Below are 16,217 nucleotides of genomic sequence, written 5' to 3'. Positions count from 1 at the left end.
GCCTTCGGCGACCAGAGAACCCTTTGAAAAGAGGTTCTCTGGACTCTCCGAAACTTTCCGGTTCTACGCCGCCAGTGAGGGATGAAGGAACTTGTCCGGCTCGTTGGCGGCGTAGTTGGTTGCAGACTGCCCACCTTGCCCTGTCGAAAGACAGAACTCAGGGGAAACGAACGGACAAGAAAACTTCTTTCACCACCGGACCACCCGTTTCGAGAATTTGAAGAGACCGGATGCATGTCCCGACAGGGCATGTATCCGGCCTCTTCAAATTCCCGAAACATATGGGGATCCAAGGGGCCTTGCTCCTTGGCGGGTCTGGGCAGAGCCCAGCCCCCCGGGAGGGTCGCCGAAGGCCCTCCTATTCCAGATCGTCCAAATCCCACGCAGCTCTCAGAAACATGCCGGGCGCGAGTCCGGGGAGATCACAGACGAGCACGGCTTTCTGGCCGGGATGGGACACGGTCACCCCTTCGCCCTCGTCATTTTCAAGGGCATAGCCTTCGGGCGTGATGCGCGGCCGGTTGAGACCGGGAAGAATGGCTTCAATGTCCTTTGCCGCATTCCAGCGCGCCTTGATCTGGACCAGCCAGCGGCCCGGGCCTGCGTTTTTCAGAATTCGGGCCAGCACCGGCCGTTTTTCGGACTCGTCCGGCGGCAGGGCAATGGCCCCGCGCCTGTCCGGATCGAAAAAGCCGGTGGTCAGGGGCCGGGAAGCGGCATTGACGAGCTCGGGCAGATACTTTTCCGCGCGAAACTCGTTGCTGCGAATGTCGTTCAGAGCGGTCCGATAGGCGTCCACGACCTGCGCGAGATAGGAGGAACTCTTGGTGCGGCCCTCGATCTTGATGGAAGCCACGCGCATGCGGGAAAACCACTCCAGATAATGTAGCAGACACAGGTCCTCGGCAGCAAAGAACTTGGTCCAGCCGCCATGATCCTGCGCAATGGACAGGGCCGGGTCGGCCGGGGTCTCCTGCGGGGTCTCGAAGGTGAATTCGTCGGACGGCTCGTCAAAGGTGAATTCGGATGCGGGTTCCGTGTCCTTGCCGTACTCCTGAATGACCCAGAGGTCTTCGCCGGGCCGGGTGCGCTCTTCGAGCAGGATGGCCTTGGGCCGGTATTCGTAGCGGCAGGGATGGGAGCACTGACCGAGATTGCCGGGCCTGTCATTGAGCATTGCGGACAGATAGCAGCGTCCGGACACGGCCATGCACATGGCGCCGTGCACGAACACCTCGACTTCCATGTCCGTGATCTCGCGGCGGCAGATGGCGAGCATCTGCATGAGCTCCTGCGACCGCAGCTCGCGGGCCACGTTCACGCGCCGCGCGCCTATCGAGGCCCAGAAGCGCACGGTTTCGCTGTTGGAAGTGTTGGCCTGCGTGCTGACGTGCACGGGCATATCCGGCAGATGGGAACGCAGCATGGCGATCACGCCGGGATCGGCCGCAATCACGCCGTCGGGCCGCAGCTCGGCCAGCAGGTCCATGTACTCGCGCACCTGCGGAATCATGTCCTCGCGCGGATACACGTTCAGGGTGAAATATATCTTCACTCCGGCAGCATGGGCACGTTCAACGGCCTGAAACAGCTCGTCGCGGGTGAAGCCCCCGGCCCCGGCGCGCAGGTTCAGAGCGCCGCCGCCCAGATACACGGCATCCGCACCATACAGGATGGCGGTTTCCAGTTTTTCCATGTCCCCGGCGGGAGCAAGCAGTTCGGGAGCGAATCGAGGAGAATCGGGCATATGCGGCCATCCGTTTTTTTGACGTGTTTCAGTGCATGGCAGAATACATGAAACCCGCCCCGGACGCCAGTGCGAGACCTGCGACGCAAGACCGGCAGGAGGGACGGACCACCCGCCCCTCGCTGAACCGGAGAGCCGCAGAGTCCGGGACAATCCCGGACCCGGAAAATCATAACCCCTTTTCCCGCCACAAGCCCGGAACGGGCGAAACAGGCAGGAAAAGGGAGGGACATTCCCTATTGACGCTTTGGGGAAAAATCAAGTGAAAAAACGCCGAAATCCCTTGTCAGCATTGAAAAAAACGGCACTGCCGGATACTTCGCGGCATCAATATCCGATGCCGGTCGGCACAATCGTGATCAGAGATCACGCCCCTCACGAAGTAATCACATGAATTAAATGGATTAAATTACGATCATCACGTTTGCGTCACCTCAGCTTGCGACCGAGGGGACCGCATTGAGCAACCGGACCAGTTTCCGGGCCACGGACTGGTCATAGACCTTGTCCTGCTTGAGGATTTCCGCCGCAGCATGCAGGGGCGGACGCGCCGGGCAATGCGGCCGGTCCGTGATCATGGCCACATAGGAATCCGCAACCCCGGCGATGCGGCCCAGCTTGCCGATCTGCCGATCCCTGAGCCGATTCGGGTAGCCAGTGCCATTCAGCCGCTCATGGTGCTGAATGATGGGCTCCACGATCTCCGGATTGACAAGATTGAGTCTCCCCGCGATTTCGAATCCGGCAAGGGGGTGCTCCTGTACCCTCCGCTGTTCGCTGGGAACGAGCTGCATGGACTTCTTGTCGGACAGCATGCGGGAAACCCGGCTCATGCCGATATCGAAAAGAAAAAATCCCAGTCCGACCGGATGCATGCGTTCCAGCGGCACGGGCTCGCCCTCGCATTCCAGAAAAATGGCCAGAGCCATGAGCGCGGCATTCAGCCGCTGCCGGGCTGCCAAAGGCGTGCAATGCACATGGTGCACCACCCTGCGCATCCGGGTCGAGTCCTCGATCAGATAGAGACACAGGGTCTCCACAATGCGGTCAAGGTTGTCCAGCTCCTGCGGCATGGGCTGCTGGAACATGGCCTGCTGCCGCTGGCCCAGACTCTCGATGAGCACGTGGGACTTTTCGTTCCATGTCAGGTTGGGATCATCCAGAGCCGCATCCAGATTGCGGGACAGGCATTCGGTGTATGCCCTGATCTGATTGCGCGAGAAGAACAGCTTTCCGGCCTCGCTGAGAGCGTACAGGGTTCCCCTGAGCCGCGTGTGCACCTCGGCGCCGCAGCGATAGATCGGGCTGAGAGTGCCCGCACTCTCGCGCCAGCGGTACAGGTCCACGGGATAGCTGTGGTCCGGGAAACAGTCCAGAGTGCAGGGATCGACCTGATTGTACTCTTCGGTATTGGGCTCGTCCGGACAAAGCGATTCCTCGGGCAGGTCGAGGTCGGCTGGCATGAAAATCATAATTGCATTCCGATATGGCTGAGACGTTGTGCGGGCAGATTTTCCGCCCAGACTATACCTGCCGTGCCATGATGTCGAACATTTTTACCGCCAGAGCCAGACATACAGCACCGCAACCAACCACAAAACGCCTGCCGAAACCGCTGCCACCGGGATCATCCACCACTTCAGGGCAATGGTCCGCCCTTGCAGCCGAAAGGTCCCGCAACAGGAAAAAAGGCTCAGAATCATTTGCACAAGCAGCCCGGAGGCCGCCACTGCAGGCAGGGCCAGAAGCCAGAACACGGGATCGGAAAGCCAGAAGTCGGAATGCATGAAGAACTCGCTGAGACACCAATTGACCGCAACAGGTCAGCCCATGATCCACTCGGCCAGAAGCGGCGGCGTGGGACACCCCCGGATATGCTCGAACCGGCACTGGGCCGTGAGTTCCACCCCGTTCCTGATGAGGGACACGGGCCGATCCGAGGAAACCACCACCACGAGGATGTCCTCGTGCTCGGCCGTGAAGCGCAGCGCGGAATTGAAGCGCGCGCCTCTGGCCCGATTTTCCCCGGGCACGGAACGGCCATCCATGAGACACCCGAACCCGTGCAGCTTCAGATCCCGGCCGATGTGCAGGGCGCCGTCCACCTTGGCGAGTGAACAGGCCAGCTTGAGCTGCCCGGAATCCGTGAGATTGAGCGGGGTCTCGAAATGCTGCCCGGCCATGTTGAGCGGCTCCCGATGCAGGTCCAGCACCAGAGCACAGCCGTGGCGCAGGTCGCGCACCCGGTTCACGAGCATGGTGGCGATCTGCATGAGCGAATGCTGATCTTCCAGACTCATGTCGGTTTCCAGAAGCTGTTCCTCGACCTGCACCAGATTGGCACGGCGATTCGAGGAATTGAAGCTGCCGTCGGAAAAGCTGCACACCATCTCGTCCTTGAGCCACAGGAACCCGTGCATGCCGCTGAACTGGGCCGCAAGATACGCGCCGGGCATGGGACCGATGGCAATGCCCATGACGGTCCGCCCGTCCGAGACAAGCACCCTGCCGGACCGCTCCACGGCCTGAAGCAGCTTGCGCACATGCTTGTGGTCCGCCATCTGCGGCCGCTCGTAGTCCGGGAATCGGCAGATGAACCGCACCTGATCGAGCTGGTTCGGTTCCACCACGACCATGCGCCCGCGCGGCCACGCCCCTTCCTCCCGGGTGGCGGAAATGCCAAGGACCGCGTCCAGAAAGGGATAGACCCTGATCTGGGTATCAAGCCAGCCGAGACGACTGCGTTCATCCACAAGATAGTCGCGCACGGCATGCACCGCGCAATGCTGAAGCATGTACCCGGCCGCGTCGATGTTGGTCACGTCCTCGGTCTCGTAGTTCTGGGAAAAGAGCCGGACAGCGTATTCCATCCACCGTTTCGTCGGTCCCAGCGAACACATGTCCGGGTGCTCCTCGGTAAACCAGACCTGATAGGCCACGCTGCGGGTGCGCGCGCCATAGGCCACGACCCCGGCCATGTCCAGACGGTTGTAGTGGTCCTGATCCAGAAAGACCACTTCCGGGGAATCAATGGGCACACCACGCCATCGTGCGGAATAGAGATAGAAATCGCGGAGTTTCGGTTCATGGCCGCGCAGCAGGTCCTGCGGATCGTAGATGCGCGGCGCGCCGCCGTGCTCGGTGCAGTAGATCAGCGCCACCCGGCTGGGCTGGGAGAAATGGGACAGACCGTCCCGAAGCCCGTCAAGGATGTGGAAGATGCACACGCTCTCGAAATGCCGTCCAGCCATGCCCTCTCCATGCGTTGGGCTTCGCGCAGTATGCGGAAACCTTTACTGATAGTTGGCTGAAAATCGGCTGAATGTCCAGATGGCACCGCTACTTTGCGAAAAAACGGTTCAGAAGGTCGGCGAGTTCGCGCACGACGCCGTGTCCGCCTCTGGCCCGGGTCACGTGATGCGCCAGCGCGAGAATCCGCGGATAGGCATCCGCAGGGGCCACGCGCACTCCGGCAAGCTGCATGGCCGCAAGATCGTTGACATCGTTGCCCACGTACAGCACCTCGCCCGGGGTGATGTTCCGGGTCTCGGCCATGGTTCGCAGGGCCTCGGCCTTGTCACGCACGTCGTGCGACACTTCGAGGCCGAGCTTTTCGGCCCGGGCGCGCACCACGGGATTGGGCTCGGTGCTCAGGATGACCTGCTCCAGCCCGAGCCTGCGGATCATGCCCACGCCCAGCCCGTCGCTGCGGTTCGCGGCCACGGATTCGGTGCCGTCCTGAGCCACGAACACACGGTTGTCGGTCATGACACCGTCGAAGTCGTACACGACCAGCCGCACGCGCCGAAAATCCACGCCGCAGTCCACGGCGCACAGGGTCTCGCTGTCCAAGCCGTGGAATTCCAGACAGTCCCCGGACCGCACGGACACAATGCCCGCCTCTGCCAACCGTTCAGCAAGGATGTCGATTTCCGCGCAAAAGAACCGCAGGGCCACACCCGCCAGAGTCATCCCCTGCCCGGATTCGAGCCGAAAACCGAAACCGCCGGGCAGGATCACGGAAACGCCATTGCCGTCGCGCTCCACGACCGCGCCCGGCAGAAGCGCGTAGAAATCGCCGGAGGCGGATGCGTCGTTCACCAGAAATCGAAATCCCGTCATGCCCTGTTCTCCTTTTGCAAAACACCTGACACGCCATTGATGAAAATCGCTGCGAGCTACACCTTGAGCACGTCCAAAATCTGAATCCGCGCGGCCTGCCATGCGGGATAGGCCCCGGCAGCCACGCCAAGGACGAACGATCCGGCAAGGGTGCCGAGCAGACTTGCGGGCAGGAGCACCAGCGGCAACCCGGCCAGCGAGGACAGGGCAAACACCAGAACGACCGTGATCAGCACGCCGAGCGCACCGCCGGTCCCGGCCATGAGCGCGGATTCGAACAGGAACTGGCGCACGATGTCGCGCCGCCTGCCGCCCACGGCCCGACGCACTCCGATCTCCACCCGCCGGGAGCGCACAACGAGAATCATGATGGACAGGATGCCCAACCCGCCCACGGCAAAGGACACGCCCGAGGTGATGCCGCCCAGCGTCTGCATCAGGTCCAGAGCCTGCTGCTGCAACTGGATGGCGTCTCTGGCGGACATGAGGCTGAAATCCTCGTCATCGCCCCGGATGTTGTGCCGTCGGCGCATGATGTCCCGCGCCGAGTCCTCCACCATGGCAAGCGTGGCGTCCCGGGCAAGACGCAGAAACACCCCGCTGATCCAGTCCTGATTGCTGGCCCGGCGCATGTACGTGCTCAGAGGCAGAAAAAAGGTCTCGTCCTGATTCTGGCCGGACACGTCCCTGCCCTTGGCCTCCATGATCCCGACAACGCGAAATCCCGCGCGATACACATACACCATCTGCCCAAGGGCGCTTTCCGGATGGGTGAACAGCCGGGTGGCGATCTCCCGGCCCAGCACGCAGACCTTGGCCCGCTCCCGCACCTCTTCCTCCGTGAAAAAACGGCCCATGTCCGGGCGAAAACTGCGGATATCCTGATAGTTCGGATAGGTGGCCACAATCATGGCCGTGGTGGCGGCTCCATTGCCGCGCACGGGCATCTCGCCCCAGTGAAACGGAGTTCCGTCGATCACGGACGGCACGCCCGCAATCAGGGCCCGGGCATCGGCCAGGGTGAAGGTTCGGACCATGCCCCTGAACCGGATGCCGCCGTGCTTGGAGAATCGGCTGCTTCCGGCCACCACGGCATACAGATTCGGCCCGAGCTTTTCCGCCTCGATCTCGGCGTTGCGCACCATCATGCCGGAAACATGCTGCACCCCGGTAAAGGCCAATGCGCCCAGAAACACGCCGAGCATGGCCAGTACGGCCCTGAGCTTGTGCGCGGCAAGGGACGACACCGCAATGCGCAAATTCAGGGGGATCAGCATCACGCCTCCGTTCCGGGATACCTGTCCCGGTTCCATGCCGCGTTGCCGTTGAAGATCAGTTGCCAGAGCCGTTCAAAGGCGTGCCCGGTATTGTTCTCGTCCTGCGGATCGGCCAGCACAAGGGAAAGCGCGTACTCGTAAAAGGCCCGGGGACGGGTGCGGATGCGCTCGCGGGTCACGCAGAAATTGCCGGTGGCGGCCCGGGCAATGAATTGGACGGGCGGTTCGGCCTGAAAAAGATGTCCGAAGATTTCCGCGACCGGAATATCCCTGCCCCACCCGGCCCAGCGTCCCCGGTTTTCGGGCTTGCGCAGATCGTGCGGTCTGCCCAGACCGTCGCACTTCAGTCGGAACCAGGCCAGCCCCTTGAACGGGGTGCCCCGATCCGCAACATCCGCAATGATCCTTCGCAGATCATCCACAGTGGCGCGACCGTGATCCGACAGATGATCAAAAGGGTCGCCCTGCACGAACGCGGTGACAGGGGCAAGGGTGTCGTATTCCCGGACGATGTGGGTGAGATAGGTGTGGGCCTCGCGGCCGATGTTCGGCAGCGGCACTGCCCCGGGAAAGGGGTCGTCGCTCTTGTCGTAGATCAGGAAGGGATATCCCAGCTCCCGGAGCCAGGACACATCCTCTCGATATCTGGCCACGATCACGCGAACATCATCAGCCATGCGCATGCTCCCTGACCATGGGCTGAACAGCAACCGACTCCAGAACGAATGCCCGCACATAGGTGGGCTGCTCGTCGCAGGAGCGCCCGCCCGAGCCGTAGCCCACGGCCCGAACCGTGCCCAGCGGCAGGGAGCCGCATTCATCCGCAAGGGTCCGCAAGACGGCCAGTCCCGTGGGCGTGGCCCGCTCCATGCCGCAGGGAGTGGCAAACACGGCCAGCCCCGTGGCAAGCTCGGCGCAAGCCGGTGCAGGAACAGGCAAAGTGCCATGCGCGATCTGCACGAATCCGCTGCCCAGATCCACGGGCGAACACACGATCCGATCCACGCCCAGCGCCTCGGCCAGAACCATTGATCCGCAAATATCCGCAATGGTATCCACAGCCCCGATCTCGTGAAAATGAATCCGGTCCACGTCCACGCCGTGCACCTTGGCCTCGGCGCGGGCCAGCAGTTCGACCGCTTCGAGCGACCGGGACGCGGCGCGTTCGGGCAGCTCGCTGGCCTCAATGATGCGTTGCAGGTCCGAAAGCGTGCGCAATGGCTGGTCTTTTGTCTGCACCACGTCCACGTGACGGGTGCTGATATGACTTACGGATTTGCAGGAAAACTCCAGATGAAACCCGTCCAGTCCGAGACGGGCCAGTTCGGATTGCAGGAAATCGAATCCCGCGCCCGGGCCGTCCAGTTCCTCAAGGGCATGGGCCATGGAGGCAAGGAGCATGTCCCCGCTCACGCCCGTGGAACAATCAAGATACAGGTACTTCAAGCAAAACTCCGATACTCAGGCATGCTGTCGCGTTGCACGGTCGATTCACCCGACGGGTATACGTCATTCCCGGCCCGGGGCCAAGGTGCGGGCATTGATCTTGTGGGCGAGGAACCCGGCTCCGAAGCCGTTGTCGATGTTGACCACGCCGATGCCGGGTGCGCACGCATTCATCATGGCCAGCAACGCGGCAAGTCCCCCGAAATTCGCGCCGTAGCCCACGCTGGTGGGCACGGCAATGACCGGGGGCTCGGACAGGCCGCCCACCACCGAAGGCAGCGCGCCTTCCATGCCCGCCACGGCAATGACCGCACCGGCTCCGCAAAACGAACCGGCCACGGAAAACAGCCGATGGATGCCGGCAACGCCGCAATCGTAATGCCGTTCCACGTTCGACCCGAGGAATTCCGCTGTTTGCGCAGCCTCCTCGGCCACGGGCGCATCGGACGTGCCCGCGCTCACCACCACGATGCGGCCGGATCGTCTGCTGGCCCCGCCCTTTTGCAGCAGCCGGGACACCGGGTCGTATTCCACGTCCTTGAGCACGGTCCGCACGGCCTCGGCATGGGCCGGGGTGGCCCGAGTGCCCAGCACCGCGCCGTTTTCCCGATCCAGAACATCAAATATTTCAGCGACCTGCTCCGGAGACTTGGATTCGCAGTACACGACCTCGGGCCCGCCCGTGCGCTTCTGCCGATGCACGTCGAGCCGGGCGCACCCTGCGTCCAGAAACGCGTGGTCCAGCACCTGCCGCTTGAAATCCTCCCGATCCATCCGACCGGACAGCAGCTCGTCCAGCAATGCGTCCATGCTCATGCGTCCCACTCCCTGAAGCGACAGTCCGCAAACCCGAGCCTTCGGGCCTCGCTTCGAACCATATCCCCGTTTTTCTGCATGATGCGGGATTCCCGCGCCGGAAATTCCACGGTGGTCACCAGATCATCACACCGCGCCCTGACCCGGGTAACGCCCAGATTCTTCACGGTTTTCTCCATGCATTCCACCTGATCCAGAGCGCGTCGCGACAACCGGATGTTCACGGGAATGCGCGTGGCCAGACAACTGTCGGACGGTGCATCATGATTGGGCAACTTCAGTTCCTTTGCCACGTCGCGAACCATGTCCTTGGACAGTCCGCACGACTCCAGCGGCGACAGTACGCCAAGCTCACGGAGCGCCCGCCTGCCGGGCCGGGCCGGATCGTCGTCCGCATTGGTGCCGTCCACGATCGCCGCATGATCGCCCAGCGAGCGAATCGAGGCAAACACGGCACGCTTGCACAGATAGCAGCGATCCGGGCCATTCGCGGCAATGGCCGGGTCCGCCAGCAGATCAAGGCGCACCTCCTGATGCGGAATCCCGATGCCTGCGGCAATGTCCCGGGCCTGTTCCAGCGATGACGCGGACTGGAATCCGGTATTCGCGGTCACGGCCCGAGCGCGGCCCGGCAGCGCCCGATGCGCGACGCAGGCCACCGCGGAACTGTCCACCCCGCCGGAAAAGGCGATCAGGACGCGATCATGCTCCTTGCCGAGCCGAACCAGATATTCCTGCAACGCACGCAATGCCATGGGGACATGGTAGCCTACGGTCGCGCCGTGTCAATGCGTTCCCCGGGCACGGACGGTTCATCCTCGATGACCTGCATCCTGCGCCACGGTCCCTTGACGTACCGATAGCGCAGCACGCACATGAGCAGGACCACATAGGCGTACAGGCAGGCCCAGGGCACATGCACGCTGTGATATCCGGCCATGTAGAGCAGAGTCAGGGGCAGGACCATGCCGAAGATCGAGGACAGGCCGATGGACCACATGATGAACCGGGTATCGCCCGCGCCCTTGAGTGCGCCCGCATGAATGATGCAGACCGCGTCCAGCAGGGTGAATCCGGCCACGTAGCGCAGCAGCACCCTGCCCAGTTCCAGAATGGGCGCGAATTCCGCGTCGCTCATGCCGCGGGTGCGGAATATCTCAATGAAGAAATCCGGAAACACGAGCAGCAGCACGCCCACTCCGCCCATGTACACCCAGGCGATGTGCAGGACGCTGGTGGTGGCATAGGCCGCGCTCTCCGGGGACTTCTTGCCCATGGCCTGCCCCACCATCACGCTCACGGCAATGGACATGCCCACCATGGGCAGATAGGCCACGTTGTCCAGCGTCATGCCGATGTTGGATGCGGCCAGCTCCACGGTGCCGATGCGACCGACCATGAACACGAAGAACGAGACTGCGAACATGTCCAGAAAAAACTGGACGCCGCCGGGCAGACCGAAACGCAGAAAACGGCGGAACAGCTCAGGATCAAACCGCCAGCCGGACCAGACCTTGAACGTCTTTTCGTTCCGTTTGCGGAACACGAGCAGGGCAAAGCACAGGGCCGAAAACACGAAACCGCCGACCGTGGCAATGCCCGCGCCCCGGATGCCAAGCTCCGGAAACGGGCCAACCCCGTTGATCAGACAGTAATCCAGCGGCACATTCAGTATCGCGCCTCCCAGATTCACGAGCATCACGGGCTTGGTCATGCCCCGGCCGGAAAAGAAGCAGGCCAGAGCCACACCGATCAGATACGGGCCACCGCCGTAGCAGAGAATGGAGTAGTAGACCTCCTCCAGCTCGCGCACCTCCGAGGCATGGCCCACCAGCTCGAACAGGATGTGGGAATTCAGGCCGAACAGAATGAGTATCAGATAGGCGGGCAGGCAGAACCACAGGGCCTGCCACAGGGACGCGCCCACACGCTCCGGCCGTCCGGCCCCGGTGTACTGGGCCACGAACACGGCAGCGTATTCCACCACGCCGAGAAAAAAGGACACGAACAGGAAGTTCATGACTCCGGCGGGCAAGGCCGCGGCAAGGGCATCCATGGAATAGTTGCCCAGAAATATCCGGTCCGTGGTGGTCATGACCATGTGCGAGGCCATGCTGACCACCAGAGGCAGACCGATGGCGAGCGCTTCCCTGTATCCACCGGGCGCGCTCCAACGTTTGACGAACATATCGTTTTCCTCTTGCAGCCCGGCGTCATGACGCGGGCTACGGGCTGAAAAGTCGGTACAAGCTAAACAGGCGGCCCCTGGGCCGCCTGTCGAAAATCATCATTTTTCGCACGGATCAGCCGTTCGTTTCCTGCTTTTCTCCACCTCGGACCACCTCGCGTACGGCATAGGGCTTGGCCTGAAGCACGGAATCCAGAGTATCGCCTATGGCCTCGAGAATGAATCCGGTGGACATGAAGCCGAGAGAGGCCAGATACAGCAGGATGGCCCCCATGAACGGAGGTCGGGTCCCCATGTGCACGCCCAGAAACACCTTTTCGAACAGTACCCAAACCATGAGCGCGGACGCGAACAGGAACAGGGCCAGACTGATGCGGCCGAACAGGTACACGGGCCGCTGCTTGAAGGAATTCTGGAACCACAGGCTCACGATGTCGAACAGCACGTCGATGCTGCGGCTGATGCCGTAGTGGCTCCGGCCCGCAAAACGCGGCGGCGCGGACGTGGGCACCTCGGCCACGGCTCCGCCCATGCGGTAGATGATGGCGGGCAGAAACCGGTGATGGCCCTCGCGCAGGTGCATGGAGCGAGCCATGTCCCCGTCAATGCAGGAAAAGCCGCCCATGTCGTGAATCTCGCAGCCGCTGGCCTTGCGGATCATCCAGTTGGCAATCCGGCTGGGCACCAGACGCAGCCACTTGCTTTCGGAACGCTTCTGGCGCATGCCCGAGACCATGTCGTACCCCTCGCGCATCTTGTTCACGAGCGCGGGAATCTCCTCGGGCCTGTGCTGAAGGTCACCATCCATGATCACCACGTACCGGCCCCGGCTGTGCTGGATTCCGGCATAGATGGCGTTGCACTGGCCCCGGTTGCGGGACAGGAACACGCCCACCAGATTCGGATCCTCGGCGCTCAGCTCCCGGATGATGCTCCCGGTGCGGTCCGTGGACCCGTCATTGACCAGCACGATCTCGTGGCTCCACCCTTCCTTGCGCAGGGTTGCGGAAACACGGCTGTGGAACTCGCGGATGCAGAGTTCCTCGTTGTGCATCGGGGTGACGATGCTCACTTCGATATTCTTATGGCTGCTCACCTGAATCTCCGTCAAAATGGATGACGCAACGTCATCGAAAGGTATTACATAAGGGGCTGTACCAGATAACTAGCCCATATGCTTCTTAACCCACTGTCTCAACTGTTTAAGTTGGCTTCGCGGATTGCTGTTGTTAAAACGCCACTCGCATTCCTTCAAAAAGAGATGGAAATGCTTGGTCGGAATGCCGTTGAATTTTCTCATGTGACGCTTGGCCTGGTTCCAAAAGTTCTCAATCCCATTGATGTGATTCTGGCTGTCGGCGAACAGCTTGGAATGGTTGATCCTGAAGTGCTTGAACTCGGACACATCAAGGACATTGTAGCCGTACCAGCAATCTGAGTAAACGACGCTGTCGGGCTGAATCTTCTCTTGGATAATCGGCATCAACGTTTTGCCCTTGGCGTCGGGAATCACCTGTGTGTATACCTTCCCGCCTCTTTTAAGAATTCCGAACACCGGCACTTTCCCTGCGGCCCCACGACCACGTTTGCCCTTTCGTCTGCCGCCGAAATAGCTTTCATCAACTTCAAATTCGCCGAAAGCCATTCCTTCGCTGGACTCTTCTTCGGCTATAATTTCACGAAGCCGGTGAAAATAGTACGCAGCCGTTTTGAAGTTCACACCGACCAGATCAGCGGCACATCGTGCTGTTGTCCCAGCTACAAAATGCTCAATCAAACGGAGCTGCTTCTTGCGATCTAAACGGCTCTTTCGCATTGCCATACCGATACCCCAACGGAGTTATCTGGTACAGCCCCTTACATAATACTATAGGCCGTCTGCCGCCCAAGGCAAGCCCGGTGCCCCCCGCAGCAACGCCGCAATCGGGCCGTTTTCAGCTCCGTACAGACTACTCAAAACGGTTCGAGTACACGACGCAGGGTGCGGGCAGGCCCGACACGCATTCTTCCATGCGCGAGGGGTTGCCCGAATCGCAGCAACGCCGCAATCGGGCCGTTTTCAGCTCCGTACAGACGGCTCAAAACGGTTCGAGTGCAAGGCGCAAGATGCGGGCAGACCCGACGCGTATTCTTCCATACGCGAGGGATTGCCCGAATCGCAGCAACGCCGCAATCGGGCCGTTTTCAGCTCCGTACAGACTGCTCAAAACGGTTCGAGTGCAAGGCGCAAGATGCGGGCAGGCCCGACGCGTATTCTTCCATACGCGAGGGATTGCCCGAATCGCAGCAACGCCGCAATCGGGCCGTTTTCAGCAGTCTGTTAGCGCAGGTGGCCGAAATGGACAAGCTCCGCGCCAATGTCGCGGAACATTGCCAGCCATTCCGGGTCACTCAGGGCCTCGAGTTCGTCCTGCCACTGGGAGGCAACGCGCATGGCTCCGTAATCCGGGGAAATGGGCGGATCGCCGGGCAGGGACAGGCCGGGATGGCAGCAAATCTCCACGATGTCAAACCTGCGTCCGGCCATGGCCTTGCGAAACCGGTCCGGGGTCAGGTTCGCGCCCTGATCCGCTATGCCCCAGATGGAATCGGGCCATGCCATGCCTTGGGGTCTGCGTTGAAACAGGCTGCACAGCCGGAGAAACTTGGTGCGGATTCCGCCCTTGTCCAGACGGGTCAGGCCGGCACATTCCACGGGTCGACGCATCCAGCCGATACCGTAGCGTCTGGCCACGCGTCCGGCGGCCGCTGTCATGGCGGGCCAGGCATGGATGTGCTTTTCGCTGTCCACGTGCGTGGGCACCACCCCGGCCTTGAGGATGCGGTCCACCTGACGCCCCCATTCCAGCTCCACCTGCTCCATGTCGATCCTTCCGGCAAGGAAACGGGTGAAAAGCGTGGTGTAGTCACCGAGAAACAATCCGGTACTGCGGTCCACCAATGTATGCACTTCCTGCCACGGGCTCACTGGCCTGCCGCGCAGGATATTGAGATGCACGCCGAGTCCCACGCCCTTCAGCTTCAGGGCCTCGTCCAGATCCGGACCATTGGCCATGACCGTTGCCGAGGTGACTATGCCCGCCTCGGACAGGGTTTCTATGCCGCGCCGCACTGCCGGGTGCAGCCCGGCGTCGTCCACGTTGACTATGACTTTCATGGCTTCCTGCTACGCTGATTTCGACAGCCCCGCAATTGCGGAATCCGGCAAGATTCCTCTTGCCGGACAAAGCACAGCCTGCTATCCATCCAATGAACAGCAAGCTATACGTTTATACCATCATCATGGAATTCAAAGACAATACTTCATTTTTTGCGGAACTGGGCCGTCTGCACCGGCTCTATGTCCACAGTGTGGCAAACCGGCTGGCACCCCACGGCATCCGACCGGGATATCTCTCGGTGCTCCACTTTCTCTGGCAGCGGGACGGCCTGACGCAGACCCGACTTCGCGAGCTCGTGGACGTGGAACAGGCCACCCTGTCCAATACGCTCAAACGCATGGAACGGGACGGGCTTATCACCCGGGAGCCGAATCGCGAGGACCGACGCATATCCCTTATATGGCTTACGGGCAAGGCCCGCGACCTGCATCCGGCCGTGGACACGGGCAGGGCCGACCTGCGATCCGTGGTCAACAAGGGACTGTCCATCAACGACATCCGGTATTTCCGGCGCATCATCCGCCAGATGACCGAGCATCTGGAGGCCGACCTCGCGGACCCGGCCCTGGTGCTGACCGACGTCGTCGAGTAACCCCACGCCCGGGTTGCCAATCCCGACGAGCATGGGTAGAAGCATTCAGCGCAAAAAACAAAGGTGGACCATCTCATGAGCCGACACGTCAACATCATCATCAGCGGTGAAACCGTCCGCAAGCACCCTCGGGATGTACGAAAGGACGACATCATCAAGGGAATGCTCCCCCCTACTCCGGCTCGAATATTCGAAGCCAGCGCAGGGAGCGCCATTCTTTCCCGGGAACTTCAGGATACCGGCCATGATGTGACCATCTCCAATTATCACCGCCTCAACTTTCCCGGGCTAAAGGAAATCGAGGTGGATTTGAACAAGGACATCCCCCTGCCAGACGCATCGTTCAACGCGATCATCTGCCGGGAGGTCATCGAACACGTGGAATCCGTGCCGCACACCCTGCGGGAGTTCAACCGCCTCCTCAGGCCCGGGGGCACTCTGGTGCTCACCTTTCCCAACAGGCTGCACATCCGTTCGCGCTTCTACCACGTGCTGACCGGATTCTACCGGGGCATGCAGTCTCCCATCAACCTGGACGTGCCGTTCGGCGAAGGACACGTCAATCTGATCGGGTATCCGGAAATGGACTATTTTCTACGCAAGTTCGGATTCGAACCGGGCGAGGTATCTTCTTCCTTTTATCAGGCAACGGACAAGCTGCTGCTTGCACTGCGTCCCCTGATCCGTCTGACCACACGCTTCTACCTGCTCAACTACAAGAAGCATGCGCAGGAGCATGAGAAAACCAAGCCCGACAACATCGCCTACAACACGAAAATCGCGGACATCCTGACATCCAAGCCACTTTTCATAGGCAAGGACGTGATCGTTTCCGCGCGCAAGACCCTGTAGCCGCCCGGCATGGTCC

At 61.3% G+C, this 16,217-nt stretch carries 16 protein-coding genes; 2 read left to right on the top strand and 14 right to left on the bottom strand.

Going from position 1 to position 16,217, the window contains the following annotated elements; genetic code table 11:
- Positions 1–358: 358 nt before the first annotated feature.
- The 14 genes from MPN23_RS13225 to MPN23_RS13160 form a co-directional block, all read right to left on the bottom strand.
- Positions 359–1,747: a peptidase U32 family protein gene (locus tag MPN23_RS13225; RefSeq protein ID WP_243544663.1), complete on the bottom strand. Its 1,389-nt coding sequence runs from the start codon at positions 1,745–1,747 to the stop codon at positions 359–361.
- Positions 1,748–2,181: 434 nt separating this feature from the next.
- Complete coding sequence (locus MPN23_RS13220; RefSeq protein ID WP_243544662.1) at positions 2,182–3,219, bottom strand: HD-GYP domain-containing protein; 1,038 nt, start codon at positions 3,217–3,219, stop codon at positions 2,182–2,184.
- A gap of 84 nt (positions 3,220–3,303) precedes the next feature.
- Entirely contained in the window at positions 3,304–3,534 is a 231-nt protein-coding gene (locus MPN23_RS13215; RefSeq protein WP_243544661.1) for a competence protein ComEC, read from the bottom strand.
- Positions 3,535–3,570: 36 nt separating this feature from the next.
- Complete coding sequence (locus MPN23_RS13210; RefSeq protein WP_243544660.1) at positions 3,571–4,998, bottom strand: DNA integrity scanning protein DisA nucleotide-binding domain protein; 1,428 nt, start codon at positions 4,996–4,998, stop codon at positions 3,571–3,573.
- An 88-nt stretch (positions 4,999–5,086) separates the two neighbouring features.
- The gene (locus MPN23_RS13205) at positions 5,087–5,869 is read right to left on the bottom strand and encodes a KdsC family phosphatase (RefSeq protein WP_243544659.1); all 783 of its coding nucleotides are present in this window, start codon (positions 5,867–5,869) and stop codon (positions 5,087–5,089) included.
- A gap of 56 nt (positions 5,870–5,925) precedes the next feature.
- On the bottom strand, positions 5,926–7,146 hold the full coding sequence (locus tag MPN23_RS13200; RefSeq protein WP_243544658.1) for an ABC transporter permease: 1,221 nt from the start codon (positions 7,144–7,146) through the stop codon (positions 5,926–5,928).
- Entirely contained in the window at positions 7,146–7,823 is a 678-nt protein-coding gene (locus MPN23_RS13195) for a DUF3431 domain-containing protein (RefSeq protein WP_243544657.1), read from the bottom strand. The genes MPN23_RS13200 and MPN23_RS13195 overlap by 1 nt, the downstream gene beginning before the upstream one ends.
- On the bottom strand, positions 7,816–8,592 hold the full coding sequence (larC, locus tag MPN23_RS13190) for a nickel pincer cofactor biosynthesis protein LarC (protein WP_243544656.1): 777 nt from the start codon (positions 8,590–8,592) through the stop codon (positions 7,816–7,818). The genes MPN23_RS13195 and larC overlap by 8 nt, the downstream gene beginning before the upstream one ends.
- Before the next feature lie 63 nt (positions 8,593–8,655).
- Positions 8,656–9,408: a nickel pincer cofactor biosynthesis protein LarB gene (larB, locus tag MPN23_RS13185; protein ID WP_243544655.1), complete on the bottom strand. Its 753-nt coding sequence runs from the start codon at positions 9,406–9,408 to the stop codon at positions 8,656–8,658.
- Positions 9,405–10,163 (bottom strand): ATP-dependent sacrificial sulfur transferase LarE, encoded by a 759-nt coding sequence (gene larE, locus MPN23_RS13180; RefSeq protein ID WP_243544654.1) that lies wholly within the window; start codon positions 10,161–10,163, stop codon positions 9,405–9,407. Before larE ends, larB begins: the two co-directional genes overlap by 4 nt.
- 14 nt (positions 10,164–10,177) lie before the next feature.
- Positions 10,178–11,596 carry an MATE family efflux transporter gene (locus tag MPN23_RS13175; protein WP_243544653.1) on the bottom strand — a complete coding sequence of 473 codons (1,419 nt, stop codon included), beginning with the start codon at positions 11,594–11,596 and terminating at the stop codon, positions 10,178–10,180.
- 115 nt (positions 11,597–11,711) lie between these two features.
- Positions 11,712–12,692: a glycosyltransferase family 2 protein gene (locus tag MPN23_RS13170; RefSeq protein ID WP_243544652.1), complete on the bottom strand. Its 981-nt coding sequence runs from the start codon at positions 12,690–12,692 to the stop codon at positions 11,712–11,714.
- 69 nt (positions 12,693–12,761) lie between these two features.
- Complete coding sequence (locus MPN23_RS13165) at positions 12,762–13,412, bottom strand: IS1595 family transposase (protein ID WP_243547368.1); 651 nt, start codon at positions 13,410–13,412, stop codon at positions 12,762–12,764.
- Positions 13,413–13,916: 504 nt separating this feature from the next.
- Positions 13,917–14,753 carry a ChbG/HpnK family deacetylase gene (locus MPN23_RS13160; RefSeq protein ID WP_243544651.1) on the bottom strand — a complete coding sequence of 279 codons (837 nt, stop codon included), beginning with the start codon at positions 14,751–14,753 and terminating at the stop codon, positions 13,917–13,919.
- 92 nt (positions 14,754–14,845) lie between these two features.
- On the opposite strand from MPN23_RS13160, the gene MPN23_RS13155 reads away from it, so the two are divergent.
- Together MPN23_RS13155 and MPN23_RS13150 are read left to right on the top strand one after the other, a co-directional pair.
- Complete coding sequence (locus tag MPN23_RS13155) at positions 14,846–15,349, top strand: MarR family winged helix-turn-helix transcriptional regulator (protein ID WP_243544650.1); 504 nt, start codon at positions 14,846–14,848, stop codon at positions 15,347–15,349.
- Positions 15,350–15,424: 75 nt separating this feature from the next.
- The gene (locus MPN23_RS13150) at positions 15,425–16,201 is read left to right on the top strand and encodes a class I SAM-dependent methyltransferase (protein WP_243544649.1); all 777 of its coding nucleotides are present in this window, start codon (positions 15,425–15,427) and stop codon (positions 16,199–16,201) included.
- The last annotated feature ends 16 nt before the right edge of the window (positions 16,202–16,217 follow it).

This window comes from Pseudodesulfovibrio tunisiensis, assembly GCF_022809775.1.
GTDB classification, from domain to species: Bacteria; Desulfobacterota; Desulfovibrionia; order Desulfovibrionales; family Desulfovibrionaceae; genus Pseudodesulfovibrio; species Pseudodesulfovibrio tunisiensis.
The sequence above is the reverse complement of the archived record's forward strand: the minus strand, read 5'-3'. Positions and strand labels throughout refer to the sequence as shown.